14 protein-coding genes are annotated in these 16,285 nt (G+C 67.9%); 9 read left to right on the plus strand and 5 right to left on the minus strand.

Translation table 11 applies throughout. From position 1 onward, the window contains the following. Nucleotides 1-262 precede the first annotated feature (262 nt). The 3 genes from D0D37_RS41860 to D0D37_RS41870 are packed head-to-tail and all read left to right on the plus strand — an operon-like array spanning nt 263 to nt 4,100. A complete protein-coding gene (locus D0D37_RS41860) occupies nt 263-1,696 on the plus strand; it encodes a sodium:solute symporter family protein (RefSeq protein WP_116206112.1) in 1,434 nt (477 codons plus the stop codon). Beyond that, nucleotides 1,693-2,895, plus strand: a complete 1,203-nt coding sequence (locus D0D37_RS41865; RefSeq protein ID WP_116206113.1) for a metal-dependent hydrolase family protein — start codon at nt 1,693-1,695, stop codon at nt 2,893-2,895. The genes D0D37_RS41860 and D0D37_RS41865 overlap by 4 nt, the downstream gene beginning before the upstream one ends. 41 nt (nt 2,896-2,936) lie before the next feature. Then, on the plus strand, nt 2,937-4,100 hold the full coding sequence (locus D0D37_RS41870) for a low temperature requirement protein A (RefSeq protein WP_244223869.1): 1,164 nt from the start codon (nt 2,937-2,939) through the stop codon (nt 4,098-4,100). Nucleotides 4,101-4,212: 112 nt separating this feature from the next. Here D0D37_RS41870 and D0D37_RS41875 read toward each other — a convergent pair whose 3' ends face one another. Continuing rightward, nucleotides 4,213-5,028 carry an alpha/beta fold hydrolase gene (locus tag D0D37_RS41875; protein ID WP_116206115.1) on the minus strand — a complete coding sequence of 272 codons (816 nt, stop codon included), beginning with the start codon at nt 5,026-5,028 and terminating at the stop codon, nt 4,213-4,215. Between the two features lie 83 nt (nt 5,029-5,111). Between D0D37_RS41875 and D0D37_RS41880 the strand changes: the two genes are divergently transcribed. Both D0D37_RS41880 and D0D37_RS41890 read left to right on the plus strand, forming a co-directional pair. Then, nucleotides 5,112-5,594, plus strand: coding sequence for a pyridoxamine 5'-phosphate oxidase family protein (locus tag D0D37_RS41880; protein WP_116206116.1), 483 nt, complete (start codon nt 5,112-5,114; stop codon nt 5,592-5,594). A gap of 665 nt (nt 5,595-6,259) precedes the next feature. Further along, nucleotides 6,260-6,637 carry a VOC family protein gene (locus D0D37_RS41890; protein ID WP_116206118.1) on the plus strand — a complete coding sequence of 126 codons (378 nt, stop codon included), beginning with the start codon at nt 6,260-6,262 and terminating at the stop codon, nt 6,635-6,637. A 101-nt stretch (nt 6,638-6,738) separates the two neighbouring features. Here D0D37_RS41890 and D0D37_RS41895 read toward each other — a convergent pair whose 3' ends face one another. Then, nucleotides 6,739-7,869 carry a steroid 3-ketoacyl-CoA thiolase gene (locus tag D0D37_RS41895; protein WP_116206119.1) on the minus strand — a complete coding sequence of 377 codons (1,131 nt, stop codon included), beginning with the start codon at nt 7,867-7,869 and terminating at the stop codon, nt 6,739-6,741. 256 nt (nt 7,870-8,125) lie between these two features. Between D0D37_RS41895 and D0D37_RS41900 the strand changes: the two genes are divergently transcribed. From D0D37_RS41900 to D0D37_RS41910, 3 genes are all read left to right on the plus strand, one after another. Then, on the plus strand, nt 8,126-9,352 hold the full coding sequence (locus D0D37_RS41900; RefSeq protein WP_116206120.1) for a cytochrome P450: 1,227 nt from the start codon (nt 8,126-8,128) through the stop codon (nt 9,350-9,352). 75 nt (nt 9,353-9,427) lie between these two features. Then, the gene (locus tag D0D37_RS41905; RefSeq protein WP_116206121.1) at nt 9,428-10,213 is read left to right on the plus strand and encodes a transglutaminase-like domain-containing protein; all 786 of its coding nucleotides are present in this window, start codon (nt 9,428-9,430) and stop codon (nt 10,211-10,213) included. 43 nt (nt 10,214-10,256) lie between these two features. Next, entirely contained in the window at nt 10,257-11,288 is a 1,032-nt protein-coding gene (locus D0D37_RS41910; protein ID WP_116206122.1) for a YhjD/YihY/BrkB family envelope integrity protein, read from the plus strand. A 32-nt stretch (nt 11,289-11,320) separates the two neighbouring features. Here the strand turns inward: D0D37_RS41910 and D0D37_RS41915 are convergent, their stop codons facing one another. Genes D0D37_RS41915 through D0D37_RS41925 form a run of 3 tightly spaced genes read right to left on the minus strand, consistent with a single transcriptional unit; the run spans nt 11,321 to nt 14,523 of the window. Beyond that, nucleotides 11,321-12,484, minus strand: a complete 1,164-nt coding sequence (locus D0D37_RS41915) for a thiolase domain-containing protein (protein ID WP_116206123.1) — start codon at nt 12,482-12,484, stop codon at nt 11,321-11,323. Then, on the minus strand, nt 12,481-13,533 hold the full coding sequence (locus tag D0D37_RS41920) for a thiolase domain-containing protein (RefSeq protein WP_116206124.1): 1,053 nt from the start codon (nt 13,531-13,533) through the stop codon (nt 12,481-12,483). Before D0D37_RS41920 ends, D0D37_RS41915 begins: the two co-directional genes overlap by 4 nt. Nucleotides 13,534-13,539: 6 nt before the next feature. Beyond that, on the minus strand, nt 13,540-14,523 hold the full coding sequence (locus D0D37_RS41925) for a Zn-ribbon domain-containing OB-fold protein (RefSeq protein ID WP_116206125.1): 984 nt from the start codon (nt 14,521-14,523) through the stop codon (nt 13,540-13,542). Between the two features lie 79 nt (nt 14,524-14,602). On the opposite strand from D0D37_RS41925, the gene D0D37_RS41930 reads away from it, so the two are divergent. Continuing rightward, a complete protein-coding gene (locus D0D37_RS41930) occupies nt 14,603-16,132 on the plus strand; it encodes an acyl-CoA synthetase (RefSeq protein ID WP_116206126.1) in 1,530 nt (509 codons plus the stop codon). Nucleotides 16,133-16,285: the final 153 nt, after the last annotated feature.

The following is a 16,285-nucleotide window of genomic DNA, read 5'->3' on the forward strand; positions in this document are numbered from 1 at the left end:
GGGCTGAGGGGTGAGTGTCGAGCTGGGCTGCCGACGGGGGCTGCTTCTGGCAGCGTGTGCGCATGCGTAGCTACTATCTCCCTCCTGTTCTCCCCGTAGTCGCTCTTGTGCTGATGCCGTTCCTCCCCTTCGTCAACTCCTCCGGCCTGTGGCTTGGCCTGCCCAAGATAATGGTTTGGGGGGCTTTTTGGTGTCTGATGTTCACTCCTGCCCTCTTGTTGTCTGAACGGCTCCTGGCTCGCAGCGGACAGGAGGATTGACGATGATCCTCGCTTTTACGCTGGTTGGCATCGTGCTCATCGGGGTGCTCGGGTTTGTGGGGCGGCGGCGGCCTGCTGCGGATCTTGCCGAATGGACCGTCGGCGGGCGGAAGTTCGGTGCGTTGACCATGTGGTTTTTGCAGGCCGGGGAGGTCTTCACGACCTTTACCTTCCTCGGCATGGCCGGGTTGGCGTTCTCCGGCGGCGTGGCCGCGATGTATGCGCTGCCGTATGTGCCGATCGCTTACGTGATCTTGTTTTTCCTCGCCAAGCGGATCTGGCGGATGGGCAAAGAGCGCGGGTATCTGACCCAGGGCGACTTTCTCGAGGACCGGTTTTCCAGCCGGGCACTGGGGACGGTGTCGGCGGTTCTTGGCGTGGTGTTCGTGCTGCCGTACCTGCAGCTGCAGATCACTGGGCTCGGGCTGATCGTCCGGCTGGTGACCGGCGACCACGCGTCCGGGACGCTCAGCATGATCGCGGGCAGCGTGCTGGTGGTCGCGTTCGTGTTGTGGGCTGGGCTGCGCGGAGTGGCGGCGACGTCGTACTTCAAGGACGCGATCATGCTTGTGGTCTTGGTGGTGCTGATCATCGCGGTGCCCGCGCATTTCGCCGGCGGGGTGTCGGGGGTGTTCCACAAGATCGACCAGCTGCATCCGGAGAAGCTGTTCGTGCACGCCGGAGCCAACGACCACACGTGGTTCATCACTAGCATGCTGGTGAGCGCGATCGGTGTCGGGCTGATGACGTTGCCGCACACCTGGCCCGCGCTGATGTCGGCGCGTGATCCGAAGGTGCTGCGCCGCAACTACACCTGGATGCCGGTGTACGAGCTGTGCCTGCTGCTGCCGATGATCATCGGGTTCGCGGCGATTCTGGTGGTGCCCAAGGGAAGCGATCCGAACGGCGTGCTGCTGACGCTGAGCAAGGACGCGTTGCCGGGGTGGGTCACCGGGCTCGTGGTCGTCGCGGCGACGGCAACTGCGATGGTGCCTGCGGCGGGCATCCTGATCGGCATCTCCTCCTTGGTGGCCCGGAACATCGCCCGGGTGCGCAGCGAACGCAAGCAGTTCTGGATCAACCACGGGACGGTCGTGCTGGCCAGCGCGCTCGCCCTGGTCCTCGGCATCTACCGGCCGGACCTGCTGGCGAACCTGCTGCTGCTCACCTACTCCGGATCGGTGCAGCTGGCCCCGGCGAACCTGCTGGGCTTCCTGAAGAAGGTCCCGGTCGGCAAGACCCCGGTGTTCGCCGGTCTGCTGGCCGGCGAGGTCGTGGTGATCTGGCTGACCTTTGTGGACACCAAGCTTGTCGGCACGGTGAACGTCGGGCTGATCGGACTGGCGGTTAACGTGGTCGTGCTCGCGATCGCGGCACTGATCGAACGGGCCGTGACCCGGTCCGGAGACGTTGTGCAGACAGGAGAACCGGTATGACGCGGACCCTTTTCACCGGCGGCACCGTGTTCGACGGGACGGGCAGCGCGCCCGCGCCGGCGGACGTCGCGGTCGAGGACGGCCGGATCGTCGAGGTCGGCGCCGGCCTCGACGGCGACCGCGCGGTGGACTGCACCGGCGCGATGCTGCTGCCCGGGATGTTCGACTGCCACGTGCACGTCACGGTGTCCGATCTCGGGTTGCTGCAGCGGGTGCAGAAGCCGTTCTCCTACCAGTTCTACGAGGCGGCCCGGAACCTGTGGACCACACTGAAACTCGGCATCACGACGGTGCGCGACGCCGCCGGGGCCGACCTCGGCATCAAACAGGCGGTCGCGGACGGCCTGATCCCCGGTCCCCGTTTGGAAATCGCGGTCGGCCTGATCAGCCCGACCGGCGGGCACGGCGACGGGTGGATGCCGTCCGGGCATTGTGTCCCGCTGTCGCTCCCGCACCCCGGCCGCCCGAGCGCGCTGGCCGACGGCCCGGACGAGATGCGCCGAGTCGCGCGCACCCTGTTGCGGGCCGGGGCCGACGTGCTGAAGGTCTGCACCACCGGCGGCGTGCTGTCGCCGCGGGACGATCCGCGGCATTCGCAGTTCACGCCTGAGGAGTTGGACGTCCTGGTCGCCGAGGCGACCATGCAGGGGCGTGCGGTGATGGCTCACGCACAGGGCTCGGAGGGGATCAAGAACGCCGTCCGCGCCGGGATCCGGTCGATCGAACACGGCATCTATCTCGACGACGAGGCGATCGAGCTGATGCTCGCGCACGGCACCTGGCTCGTCCCGACGCTGGTGGCGCCGGTGAACGTCATCCGCGCGGCCGCCGCTGGCGCCGCGTTGCCGGATGCGGTGGTGCAGAAGGCGAAAGAGGTCGCGGAGGTGCACCTGGATTCGGTGCGCCGGGCAGTCGCGGCCGGGGTGCGGATCGCGATGGGCACCGACAGCGGCGTCGGCCCGCACGGGACGAACCTGGAAGAACTGGAGCTGATGCGCTCGGCCGGGATGAGTCCGGCGGACGTGCTGGTCGCCGCCACGTCTTCGGCCGCCCGGCTGCTGGGCAAGGACGCCGAACTGGGTCGCCTGGCTCCGGGGTATCGAGCGGACGTTGTGGTCGTTTCGGGCGATATATACGATTTCCCGGCTTTGGCGGGCAACGTTCGGGAAGTCTGGCAAGACGGAGCGCGCGCAGTTTAGGGTGGCAGTTTCCTGGTCACGGCATACTGTGCGCCGTGATCATGAAAACCGAGGAACGCCACGCGTCCTGGCTCGAGCTTTTCTTCGACCTGGTAGCTGTCGCCGGCGTCGCCCAGCTTTCGCATCTCGTGCGCGGAACGACCTCCTGGAGCGACGCCGGCCTGTACGTCGTGTGCTTCCTCGCGTTCTGGACCGCGTGGATGTGCTTCACCGTGTACGGCAATGTCACCGGTGCGGCGGCCCGCACCATGCCGGTGCTGCTCGCGATGGCCGGGCTGGTCTTCATGGCCGGTTCGGTGCATGACCTCGGCGAGCACGCGCAGGGCTTCGCCATCTCTTACGTGGCGGTGCGCGCGCTCGCGAGCCGGGTCTGGGAAGGCCGGGAAAGCACGCGGATCATCGTCGAATGGCCGGTCGTGCACGCCGGGATGGGCATGGTGCCCTGGGTGGTTTCGTTCTGGGTCGACGCGCCTTGGAAGTACGCGCTGTGGGCGCTGGGGCTGGGGATCGACCTGGTGGCCGGGCTGACCATGTCGGGGGAGCAGATCGCGGCCAAGGTGGCGGAACGGGCCGCCCAGTCCAAGAAACCGATGCCGGGACTGGCTTTCGCGCATCTGGACTTCGCGCATTTCGGCGAGCGGCTGGGGCTTTTCACGATCATCGTGCTGGGCGAGGGCGTCCTGACGGTCACCGACGCGATGACGGAGATCGCGGACTGGGAGTGGTCGTTGCTCTCGACCGTTCTCGGGGTTTTGGCGCTGCTCGCGGCTTTGTGGGGAGCGGCGTTGTACCAGGGATTCGGCGGGATTCCTTATTTGTCCCAGGGCGCTTGGGGACCCCGGGTTCTGCTGCCGATGCATTGCCTGGTGGCCGGGTTGCTGGCCGCGCTGGCGGCGGGGTTCGGCGACGTCGTGGAGTCCGTCGAGCACGGGCACGTCGCCGCCGGGACGCGGTGGATGCTGTGCGGGTGTGTCGCGGCGTTCACGGTGGTGGGCGTGGTGGCGCGGGTGACTTCCCGGACGTGGAAACGGTGGGATTTCATCGCGGTGCTCGCTGGGGTGGGGATCCCGGTTGTTCTCGGTGCGCTCGGCGGGGAGCTGACTCCGGCGCGGTTCTTGTGGCTGCTGCTCTTGGCGATCGTCCCAGGGTTGGTGCGGGAGCTTCCGCGGCGGAAGCCTGTTGCCGCCGACGGTTCCGCCTCGTGAGGACTCGCTGAAAACCTGACGTCGCCTCATGAACCAGCGCTGGTCGTGAGGGGAACCCTGAGGGAATCAGAGTCCGTGAAGGTTCCCCTCACGGACTTTGCCCTGTCCGGAGTCAGGCGTCGGCGAGCAGTTCTCGTAGGGCGGCAGCGAATTTGGCCGGATTGCGTTGCGGCGCCAGGTGCGCGCCCGGCGTCTCGGTGAACGGCAATCCCAGTTCGAGCGCGAGGATCTTGGCGGGCTGGTAGTGATACCAGCCGCGGCTGGCTTCCCCGGCGACCGGCACGATCTCGGTGTTCGTGCGGCGCAGCGCGCGCAAGTCCGGCAGGTAGTCGAAGAACTCGGTCAGCTCGCGGTCGAACAGCCGGAGCCAGTCGCTCTCGTTCGGCAGCCGCAGATGCGGCAGGTCGGGCAGGGCGGCGCCGGCGATACCGTCCGCGAACCGCGTGACCGCGCCCATCAGATCACCCGAACGGGCCAGCCGAACCTGCGCCGCCGCGGCCTCCAGAATCCCGGCGGCGTCCGGCATCAACTGGATCGCGGGCGGTTCGTGCGCGACGAACGTGGTGACCCGGTCCGGATACCGCGCGACGAGATCGAGCCCGATCAGCGCCCCGGCACTGGTCCCGAACATCGAAACCGGCCCGCTCCCGCCGACGTGCTCGAGAACGGCGAGCGCGTCGTCCGCCTGCAGCGGCACCGGGACGGGCCCGGTCGTGGTGTCCGTGCTGGAGAAATGCCCGCGACGGTCGTAGGTGATCACGGTGAAGTCCGTGCGCAAAAGCTTGACCAGCGCCCGGAACGAGTCCGCCGCGCCGGTCCCGCCGGGGACCAGCAACAGCAGCGGTCCCACGCCGGTCGTGCGGACGGCCAGCTCGCCGCCCTCGACCGGACAGCGATGCTCGGCAGTCTCCGCATCTTCCGCGATCATGCCGAGAAGTCAAGCACAACCCGAGTCCCCCGACGGCTCCCGGGACGCCGGTTTTTGTCGGTGGCGGGTGCGAGACTCCGGAGATGACGAGTTGGGATGAGTTCAGTGCCGCCGCCCCGTCGCTGGCCTCGCGCGTACGAGCCCGTTTCGCCGCCGCGGACTCGCATGTCCTGGCCACCCTCCGACGCGACGGCTCGCCGCGAGTGAGCGGTTCGGAGATCGACTTCCGCGACGGCGAGGCGTACCTCGGGTCGATGCTCGACGCGCGCAAGGCCCGCGACCTCCAGCGCGACGACCGCTTCGCCCTCCACGCCTACCCCGGCATCGAGGAAGGCGGCGACGCGAAAATCGCGGGCCACGCGGTGGAGATCACCGACCCGGCCGAGGCAGCGCGGATCCAGGAGGGACAGGAGAGCCACCTGTTCCGGCTGGACCTGCGGGAGGCGGTGGTGACGTGGGTGGAGGAGAACACGCTGTGGATCGAATCGTGGCATCCGGGGAGCTGGGTGCGCTTCGCGAGGCCGGACAACGGTCCCGCGGTGCGGACGGAGCTGGAACTGGGATGAGAGGGGATTGGGTGGGTTGAGGAGGCTGGCTGGTTGAGGTGAGTTGACGGGGCGGCTCGGCAGTCGGCTTGGCGCGGTGCCAGCGGGAGTGGGTTAGGCGAGGGGAGGAGACGGCCGAAGCGCAGAGCCAGGAAGCCCGGGAGTGGTCTGGCTGAGGCGAGGCACCCGGATGCTCGTCACGGAGCGGTTCGGGAGGCGGGGCCAGGAAGCCCTGGAGCGGTCTGCCGAGGCGGGGTGCTCGGATGGTCGTGACGGAGCGGATGGGGAGGCGGGACCGGGAAGCGCGGGAGTGGTCTGGCTGAGGCGAGGCACCCGGATGCTCGTCACGAAGTGGTTCGGGAGGGGGCCAGGGAACATGAGAGCGGTCTGGCGGAGGTGGGGTGCCTGGATGTTCGTGACGGAGCGGATGGGGAGGCGGGGCCAGGAAGCCCGGGAGTGGTCTGGCCGACGTGAGGTGTGCGGATGGTCGTGACCGAGTGGTTCGAGAGGCGGGGCCGGGGAACCCGGGAGTGGTCTGGCCGAGGCGAGACACCCGGACGGTCGTCAAGGAGCGGCCCGGGAAGCGGCACCGGGTGACCGGATGCGCTCGAGAGAGCCGGGGCAGCCGAAGAATCCGTGAGCTTGAACAGCCCCGGACGGGCCAGCCGAAGCCCTAGCCTGGGCTGATGAAACTCACGTCCACCGTGCTCGACGCGCCCGAACCCCGGGCGCTGGCCGAGTTCTACCGGCAACTGCTCGGGTGGCCGATCGGCGCCGACGAGCCGGGCTGGGTCACCTTGCGTCCGGCTGAAGGCGGGCCGGGGCTGTCGTTCCAGCTGGAAACGCAGTACGTGCCACCGGTCTGGCCAGCCGGCCCGGGAGAGCAGCAGATGCAGTTGCACCTCGACTTCGAGGTCGACGGCCGCGCCGCGTTGGAGGCGGCGGTCGCGAAGGCGGTCGCCGCGGGGGCGCGGGTGGCGGGGTTTCAGCCGCAACAGGACGTGCGGGTGTTGCTGGACCCTGCCGGGCATCCGTTCTGTTTCTGGACTGACGACCGGCCCTGACGAGCCCCGCCAGCTCAGCGGCAACGGGGAACTTCCGAGCGGATCACGGTGCCAGCACGGCAAAACTGGCCCGGGCCCAACAAGGACCCGGGCCAGCAAACTCAGATCCGTTCCAAAATCGTCGCGGTGGCCATCGCGCCACCTGCGCACATCGACACCAGCGCCGTGGTCTTGTCCTGCCGCTCCAGCTCATGCAACGCCGTAGTCAACAGCCGCGCCCCGGTGCTCCCCACCGGATGGCCCAGCGCGATCGCCCCGCCGTTGACATTCACCCGCGACTCGTCCGGATTGTGCGTGCGCTGCCACGAAAGCACGACCGACGCGAACGCCTCGTTCACCTCGAACAGGTCGACGTCGCCGATCTTCATCCCGGCCGCGTCGAGAACCCGCGTCGTAGCCTGGACCGGGCCGTCCAGGTGGTAGTACGGCTCAGCTCCGACCAAGGCCTGCCGGCGGATTCGCGCGCGCGGGCGCAGGCCCAGCGAGCGGGCCAAGGAGGCGTCCATGATCAGCACCGCGGCGGCGCCGTCGGAGATTTGGGACGACGATCCCGCCGTGTGAATTCCGTCCGGTACCACGGGCTTCAACCGCGCGAGACCCTCCATTGTGGTCTCTCGCAGTCCCTGATCCCGGTCCACCACACCGGCTTCCGTCGTGACCGGCACGATCTCCCGCGAGAAGTGCCCGGCGGCCCAAGCAGCGGCGGCGTTGGTCTGCGACCGCACGCCGAAAGCGTCGACGTCTTCTCGGGTGATGCCTCGACGGATCGCGATCCGTTCTGCCGCACCGTATTGGTCCGGCATGTCGATCGACCACGCGTCCGGCTTGGGGGAGCCGACGCCCTCGCCGCGGTTCGCGCCGAGCGGTACCCGGCTCATCGCCTCGGCCCCGCACGCCACGCCGACGCTGATCGCGTCCGCCGCGATCAGGCCGGCGACCAGATGCGCGGCCTGCTGCGCCGAACCGCATTGCGCGTCGATCGTCGTGGCCCCGGTCGATTCCGGCAGACCCGCGTGCAGCCACGCGGTGCGGGTCAGGTTGCCGCACTGCTCGCCCGCCTGCGTGACCGCTCCGCCGATCACCTGCTCCACCTGCGCCGGGTCGATGCCGGCCCGGTCGACCACCCCGCGCACGGCCGCGCCCAGCAGTTCGGCCGCGTGCAGGCCGGACAGCCAGCCGCCGCGCTTGCCGATCGGCGTGCGTGCCGCGGCCACGATCACCGGTTCGCCCACGAGTGTCCCCTTCCCAAGCTCGGTACTCCGCCAAAACTAGAACACGTTCCTATTAAGTACAAGCGCGCCCACGAAAAGGCGGAAGTCGATCACGGAAGTCTGAGCAAGCGCTCACCTGCGTCAACCTGATCTGGAACGGTAAAGTAAACAGGTTTCACTCAAGCGGGTTCCGTTGGTTAACACCGTATGCTCTACTGGGGTCATAGAACGCGTTGCAGTTGGGTATCACCGCCGATCCCGCGCAGGAGGCCAAGCCGTGGCAGCCCCGCTTTTGCCCGCCGGTTTCGACTTCACCGATCCGGACCTCTACGCCAGCCGGCTGCCCTTGGAGGAGTTCGCCGAACTCCGCCGCACGGCGCCCGTCTGGTGGAACCCGCAGCCGCACAACACCGCCGGATTCGGCGACGACGGCTACTGGGTCGTCACGCGACACGCCGACGTCAAGGCGGTCTCGCGCGACAGCGAGCTTTATTCGTCAGGCGAGAAGACCGCGATCATCCGGTTCGACGACCAGATGACCCAGGAAGGCCTCGACGCCAACCGGCTGGTCCTGCTGAACATGGACGCCCCGCAGCACACCAAGCTCCGCCGCATCGTGTCGAAGGGGTTCACCCCGCGCTCGATCTCGAAGCTCGAAGACACCTTGCGCGACCGCGCCGAGCGAATCGTCCACGAGGCCAAGAAAAAGGGCTCCGGCGACTTCGTCATCGACGTCGCGTGCGAGCTGCCGCTGCAGGCGATCGCCGAGCTGATCGGCGTGCCGCAGGAGGACCGGCTCAAAATCTTCGACTGGTCCAACCAGATGATCGCCTACGACGATCCCGAGTACGACGTCGAGCCGCTCGCCGCCTCCGCCGAGATCGTCGGCTACGCCTGGAACATGGCCGAGGACCGCCGCCGCTGCCCGATGGACGACATCGTCACGAAGCTCGTCCAGGCCGACGTCGACGGCGAATCGCTCGGCTCCGACGAGTTCGCCTTCTTCGTGATCCTGCTGGCCGTCGCGGGCAACGAGACCACCCGCAACGCCATCACGCACGGCATGAAGGCGTTCCTGGACCACCCGGACCAGTGGGACCTCTTCAAGGAGCAGCGCCCGAAGACCGCGCCGGACGAGATCGTCCGCTGGGCGACGCCGGTCGTCGCGTTCCAGCGCACCGCGACCCGCGACACCGAACTGGGCGGCGCGCAGATCCGCAAGGGCGACCGCGTCGGGATGTTCTACAGCTCGGCCAACTTCGACCCCGAGGTCTTCGACGAGCCCGGCAAGTTCGACATCACGCGCGAGGACAACCAGCACGTCGGCTTCGGCGGCACCGGTTCGCACTACTGCATCGGCGCGAACCTGGCCCGGCTGGAGATCGACCTGATCTTCAACGCGATCGCCGACGTGATGCCGAACATCGCCGAGGCCGCCGCGCCCGAGCGGCTGCGTTCCAGCTGGCTCAACGGGATCAAGCACTACCAGGTCCGCTACGCCTGAGCAGGTCGAGCAGGCGAAACGCCCGGGCACGCGGCGTGCTCGGCAAGGAACACGACGCACCGGCATGATGACCCCGTGCGCACGACGGTAGACGCGGAATTCGGCGTCCGGGTGACGAAACCCGGCCTCGCCGCGATCTCGGTCGCCGCCGTGCGCGCGGACGCCGGCGAACTCACCGTGTCCGACGCCGGTTCCGCGCGCACCGCCGAGTTCGAACACGGCACCCGCGCGGAGGTTTACGACCTCGCGGAGGGCGAGCATCGCGTCGCCTATCACGGCGAACGCGTGCTGCACCGCGGCAACGCCGAACCGGTCACGCTCGCCGATGTCGCGCGGTACACGCGGCCCAGCCGGTACTGCCCGTCCGACCGGATGGGCGGTCTGCTGCCGCCGGACATCGGTGATCTCGCCACTTCGCGGGAACGGGTGCAGGCGATCGTCGACCACGTACACAGCAGGCTCGCGTACGTCGTCGGCTCGGGCGACCCGACCCATGACGCCATCGACACGCTTCTCGCGGGTGAAGGCGTGTGTCGCGACTTCGCGCACGTATGCGTCGCACTCTGTCGGCTCGTGGATGTCCCCGCGCGCTACACCTCGGTCTACGCGCCGGGTTTGCAGCCGATGGACTTCCACGCGGTCTTCGAAGCAGGCATCGACGGACGCTGGTACGTCTTCGACGCCACCCGGTTGGCCCCGCGCCAGACCATGCTCCGCATCGCGACCGGACGCGACGCCGCCGACACCCCGTTCCTCGCGACACTGGGGTGCGAACTCGACTTCCTCGGCGCGACCGTCTTCGCCACGACCGACGAGCCGCTGCCGCGTGACGACGGGCACGCCCCGGTCGTACTGGCCTGAATGCGTGTCTTTTGCGACAAACAGCGCGTCCGCTGGGTAGACAGTGACAGTGAAGCGTTCCCGCAAGACCCCTGGGCCGAGCAGATGGGCCCGTGCGCGTGCCCGGTATCGATGGCTGGACCACATCGCTCGCGCCACCAACCGGTACATCGACTACGGCGGCTACCACTACGTCGCGTCGATCACCTACTTCAGCCTGCTGTCGCTGGTGCCGATCCTGATGGTGTCGTCGTCGGCGGCCGGGTTCGTGCTGGCGACGCAGCCGCATCTGCTCGACGCGCTGGTGCGCGGCATCTCCGGATCGCTGCCCGGCCCGATCGGCGCCCAGGTGTCGTCGATCCTGACCGGGTTCGTGGAGCAGCGCACCGGCGTCGGGGTCGCCGGTCTGGTCGTCGGCCTGTACTCCGGCTGGAACTGGATGAACGCGCTGCGGGACGCGCTCACCGCGATGTACGGCCAGAACCGGTCCGAGGGTCCGCTGCTGCGCACGATCCTGACGGACGTGCTGGCGTTGCTCGGCCTGGCCGCGGCGCTGCTGGTGTCGTTCGGGATCTCGGTGTCCGGCACCGCGGTTGGCCGGTCGCTGCTGCAGCTGGTCGGCGTCCAGGACACGAGCTGGGGGCACACCGTGCTGTCGTTCGTCTCGGTGCCGCTGGCGCTGCTCGCGGACTGGATGGTGTTCCTGTGGGTGCTCACCCGGCTGCCGCGCGAACGCGTCGGCTGGCGCAGCGCGATGCGCGGCGCGGTCGCGGCGGCGGTGGGTTTCGAGCTGCTCAAGCAGGCCGGCGGGTTCTATCTGAACTTGATCAGCGTGTCGCCGTCCGGTGTGGCGTTCGGTTCAGTGATCGGTTTGCTGTTCTTCATCTCGCTGATCGCGCGGATGCTCGTGTACATCACCGCTTGGACGGCCACTGCTCGCGACGCCCCGCGCAAGCCGATCCAGCCTCCGGCGGCGACGCAGCTGCGGCCGATCATCGCGCCCAAGCAGAACAGCGCGAAGGCTGCGGTGCTTGGGGCGATGGTGGGGGCGTTGGGAGCGGTGGTCGCGTTGAGGGGGCGGCGGAAGGACTCGTGAGTGTTTATCCCGGTTAGAACCGGCATTGCCACTCACGAGGGCTTAGCTGCTCCCACCACCCACATGCTGTAGTACTGCGAGCCGCCGCCGTAGGCGTGTCCTAACGCGACTCGGGCACCGTCCACCTGGTAGTCGCCAGCGCGGCCCATCACCTGCTTCGCCGCTTCGGAGAACCGCAGCATCCCGGACGCGCCAATGGGATTCGACGACAGCACACCGCCGGACGGGTTCACCGGCAGCCGTCCGCCGATCGCGGTGTCGCCGGCTTCGGTGATCTTCCAGCCCTCGCCTTCGGCGGCGAAACCGAGGTTTTCCAGCCACATCGGCTCGAACCAGGAGAACGGCACGTAGATCTCCGCGACGTCCACTTCGGACAGAGGATCGGTGATGCCCGCGTCCCGCCACAACGCGGCCGCTGCGTCCCGGCCAGCTTGGGGACTGACCTGGTCGCGTCCGGCGAACGTCGTGGGCTCGGTCCGCATGGCCGTCGAGTGGATCCAAGCCGCGCCGCCAGGCACGGCGTCCCCGGCGGCTTCGTCGCCGAGCACCATCGCGCAAGCACCGTCGGAGGACGGACACGTTTCGTCGTACCGGATCGGATCCCACAGCATCTGCGACGCCTGCACCGACTCGACCGTGATGTCGGACTGCTGCAAGTGCGCGAACGGATTCAACGCACCATTGCGGCGATCCTTCGCCGCCACGATCGCGCCGATGTGTTCGGGTGCACCGGAACGGCGGATGTACGACCGCACGTGCGGCGCGAAGTAACCACCGGCTCCAGCACCGACCGGCATCTGGAACGGCGGCAGGATCGACAGGCCCCACATCGCGTTCGACTCGGACTGCTTCTCGAACGCCACCGTCAGCACGCGCCGGTGCACGCCGGACTGGATCAGCGACGTGGCGACCAGCGCCGTCGACCCGCCCACCGAACCCGCGGTGTGCACGCGAATCAACGGCTTTCCGTTCGCGCCCAACGCATCCGAGAGGAACAGTTCGGGCATCATGACGCCCTCGAACAGGTCCGGGGCCTTGCCGATCACGACGGCCTCGATGTCGTCCCAGCCGACCTGGGCGTCCGTCATCGCGCGGTCGATCGCTTCGCGGAGCAGACCGGCCATCGACACGTCGGTGCGCTTCGCGCGGTGGTGCGTCTGCCCGGTCCCGAGCACCGCGGCGAGCTGCTTGGTCATCGTGCCTCCAGCACGGCGAGGAGGTTCTGCTGCAGGGCAGGTCCGCTGGTCGCGTGGGCGAGCGTCTTGGCCGCCTCGCCGCGATGGATCCGCGTGGCGGCCTCGCCGATCCGCGCGAGTCCGGCGGAGAACATCGGATTCCCGGTGAGCGCGCCGCCGGACGGATTGATCCGGACGCTGTCAGCGAAACCGAGTTCGCGGCGCAGGATGAGTTCCTGGTGCGTGAACGGCGCGTGCAGTTCGGCCAGTTCGACGCCGTCGAGATCCAGCCGGGCTGCGGCAATGGCGGTCGACGGGGAGCGCGTGAGGTCGCGCGCGCCGAGGACGGGGGAGTCGATGCGGTGCTCCAGCCCGGAGATGATCGCGGGCCGCTCGACGAGGTCGCGGGCTCGTTCCTCCGACGCCAGGATGATCACCGACGCGCCATCTGTTACGGGCGCGATGTCATGCGCGCGAAGGGGATCGGCGACATATGGCGTGTCGAGGAGATCAGCGACGTCCACGGTTCCGGACAGCTGCGCGGCCGGATTGTTCGCCGCATCAGCGCGCGACCGGGCGGCGACTTCGGCCAAGTCCTTTTCGGACCACAGCCCGCCTTCGAGGCCCAGCCGAGCTTGCAGGCCGGCGATCGCCAGCGAATCCGGCCACAGTGGAGTGACGAGGTACGGGTCCAGCTGCATCGCCATGACCCGGCGGAGCTGTCCGGCACTGGCCTTGCCGAAGCCGTACACGAGCGCGGTGTCGACCTCGCCGGTGCGGATCTTCAGCCACGCCTCATACAGCGCCCAAGCGGCGTCCATTTCCACATGGGACTCGTTGATCGGCGGGAACGCGCCCAGCGCGTCCACCGCGGCGATGAACGAGAACGCGCGCCCGGCAAGGTAATCCGACGATCCGGAGCACCAGAACCCGATGTCTTGTTTGGACAGTCCGGTGGCGGCGAACGCCTCGGCGAGGATCGGCACGAGCATTTCCACGCCGTTGGTGGTGCCCTCGGTCTTGCGGACGTTGGGCGCCTGCGCGAAACCGGCTACGGCTACTTCAGGCATGGTTCCTCACAGATGGTGGGCGAAGGTCTCGTACGCGGCGTCCGGCTCGCCGGTGGGTTCGAAGTGGCTGATGTTCTCCAGCGACGTCCACCATTCCTCGCGCGGCCGCCAATTGGCGCGCACGCGCATGCCCATCCGGACCTCCTCGGCGGCACAGCCGAGCACCAGGTGCAGGAACGCGATGTCGGCTCCGTCGAGCAGGATGTACGCCGCGACGTACGGCGGTTTGAGACGCTGGCCGAGGAACGGCACGTTGACGATGCAGAACGTCGTGACGATGCCGGTGTCGGGCAATTCCACCTCGTCGGTGGTCGGCACGCCGTCCACCGGGCACGCGCCGCGCGGCGGGATGTAGACCTTGCCGCACTCGGGGCAGCGCTGGCCGAGCATCCGTCCTTCGGCGAGGCCGCGCAGGTACCGGCTTTCCTCCGGCGACGCGGAATGCTGGTATTTCAGGTGTACCGGCGTGATGATCACGCTGACCGGCGCGCCGTCCTCGCGTTTCGCCACCGGCGGGGGAGCCTCGGTGGGCGTGGTGTCCGGCGCGTCCGCGGGCAGGAAGTACGCGATGTCGCGGATGTGGCCGACGGTCTCGTCCGCCCACCGCACGCGCACGCGCTGTCCGATGTGGACGTTGTCCGGGGAACCGGCGTCGAGGGCGTGCAGCAGACTGGTGTCCGCGCCGTCGAGTTTCACCAGCACCCAGGCGAACGGGCGCGACAGCGGCTGGCCGTCGAGCGGATCCGCGCACCAGGACCAGGAAACGACAACGCCTTCCGCGCTGACCGGGACGAACTCCGTCAACGGGTCCGCGGTGGCCGGGTCGTACTCGACCGGCGGCACGTGCACGCGTCCGTCGCTGCCGCGCACGCCCTCGATCCGGCGCTCGCGCAGCGCGTTGACGAAGCGGCCGATAACCGGGCCGGTGGAACGGGTGTAGTCGAAGCCGACGTTGAGCGGCGCCGACAGAGGGGCATCCGAAACCGTCACGGCTCCGAGTGAAACACGTTCTCGAATCCGAGGCAAGGAACCTGTTGTGTCTGGGTGGAACGCGTTCTAGATTTGGAGGATGGACCTGGGACTGTGGACCATCGCCGCGGCCGAGCCCGCCCGGGTGGCGCTGGTGGATCCGGACGGGCGGGAAATCTCCTACGGCGAACTGACGGCGAAAGCCAACCGGTACGCGTCGGGCTTGCGCGAGCTGGGACTCGGCGTCGGCGATTCGGTGGTGCTGCTGCTGCCGAACGGCGACGACCTGGTCGCGGCGTACTTCGCAGCAATCCAGACCGGGCTGTACGTGGTGGTGGTGAACTGGCATCTCGTCGGGCCGGAAGTCGCGTACATCCTCTCCGACAGCGGGGCGAAGGCGTTTCTGGCGCACGAGCGCTTCGCTGACGTCGCGGTGGCTGCGGCTGATGAGGCCGAGTTGCCTGCTTCGGCGCGGTTCGCGGTTGGTGCGGTGCCTGGCTTCCGCCGAGTCGAGGAATTGGGCGCTGGGCTGGGCGATGGGCGGCCGGAGAGGCGGACTGCCGGGTCGCCGATGCTCTACACCTCCGGTACGACTGGGCGGCCCAAGGGCGTCAAGCGGCCGTTGACCGGGGCGGACCCGGATCAGGTGCCTGCTGCTTCGACGTGGTTCTTCGGAGTGTTCGGGCTACAGCCGTTCGATGATCATGTGCATCTTTGCGGGTCGCCGTTGTATCACACTGCGGTGTTGAACTTTGTGGCTATTTCGCTGCAGTTGGGGCATACCGCGGTTCTGATGGATCGGTGGGACGCCGAGGAGATGCTGCGGTTGATCGAGCGGCATCGGGTTACGCACAGCCATATGGTGCCGACTCAGTTCCGTCGGTTGCTGGCCTTGCCGGACGACGTGCGTTCGAAATACGACCTCAGTTCGCTGCGCGTGATGATTCACGGGGCTGCGCCTTGTCCGCTTGAGGTTAAGCGGCAGATGCTTGAGTGGTGGGGGCCTGTGGTTACGGAGTACTACGCGGCGACTGAGGGTGGCGGGACGGTGATCTCCGGCGAGGACTGGTTGCGGAAGCCTGGGTCGGTTGGGTTGCCTTGGCCGGGGTCGACGATTCGGATTCTTGATGATGCCGGGGACGAGGTGCCTGCTGGCGAGACTGGTGCGGTCTACATGAAGATGGGCGACTCTAAGTTCGAGTATCACCGGGACAAGGCCAAGACTGAGAAGGCTCGGGTTGGCGACTTGTTCACGTTGGGTGACGTTGGGCATCTGGACGAGGACGGGTATTTGTTCCTGCATGACCGCAAGGCGGACATGATCATTTCTGGCGGGGTGAATATTTATCCTGCTGAGATTGAGGGTGAGTTGGTGATGCATCCGAAGGTCGCCGACGTGGCTGTGTTCGGCATCCCACACGAGGATTGGGGCGAGGCGATCAAGGCTGTTGTGCAGCCTGCGGACGGGGTTGAGGGGTCGGCTGAGCTGACTGCCGAGTTGCTCGCGTATGCGGAGACTCGGTTGGCTCGGTTCAAGTTGCCTCGGTCGGTGGATTACTTGCCTGAGCTGCCTCGGGATCCGAATGGGAAGCTTTACAAGCGGAAGTTGCGGGCGCAGTACGTGTCCTGAGGTGAGCCGCCGCCTCTTCGCTTGAGGTGGGGCCACCACCCCTCAGCCTGATTGTGACTACGGGCGGCGGGTGCTTGTCAAGGCGGGAAAGATGCCTTGACAAGCACCCGCCGCCCGTGTTTTTGGCTTCGTATCGGGGTTGTGGGGGTGTGG

It is taken from the genome of Amycolatopsis circi (genome assembly GCF_003385235.1).
Lineage (GTDB): Bacteria > Actinomycetota > Actinomycetes > Mycobacteriales > Pseudonocardiaceae > Amycolatopsis > Amycolatopsis circi.

Excerpts from the sequence above, each read along its gene's own strand:
- D0D37_RS41890 (WP_116206118.1), top strand. The coding sequence starts at position 6,260 with ATGAAACTCACGTCCACCGTGCTCGACGCGCCCGAACCCCGGGCGCTG.
- D0D37_RS41915 (WP_116206123.1), bottom strand. The coding sequence starts at position 12,484 with ATGACCAAGCAGCTCGCCGCGGTGCTCGGGACCGGGCAGACGCACCAC.
- D0D37_RS41875 (WP_116206115.1), bottom strand. The coding sequence starts at position 5,028 with ATGATCGCGGAAGATGCGGAGACTGCCGAGCATCGCTGTCCGGTCGAG.
- D0D37_RS41880 (WP_116206116.1), top strand. The coding sequence starts at position 5,112 with ATGACGAGTTGGGATGAGTTCAGTGCCGCCGCCCCGTCGCTGGCCTCG.
- D0D37_RS41860 (WP_116206112.1), top strand. The coding sequence starts at position 263 with ATGATCCTCGCTTTTACGCTGGTTGGCATCGTGCTCATCGGGGTGCTC.
- D0D37_RS41930 (WP_116206126.1), top strand. The coding sequence starts at position 14,603 with ATGGACCTGGGACTGTGGACCATCGCCGCGGCCGAGCCCGCCCGGGTG.
- D0D37_RS41865 (WP_116206113.1), top strand. The coding sequence starts at position 1,693 with ATGACGCGGACCCTTTTCACCGGCGGCACCGTGTTCGACGGGACGGGC.
- D0D37_RS41870 (WP_244223869.1), top strand. The coding sequence starts at position 2,937 with ATGAAAACCGAGGAACGCCACGCGTCCTGGCTCGAGCTTTTCTTCGAC.
- D0D37_RS41920 (WP_116206124.1), bottom strand. The coding sequence starts at position 13,533 with ATGCCTGAAGTAGCCGTAGCCGGTTTCGCGCAGGCGCCCAACGTCCGC.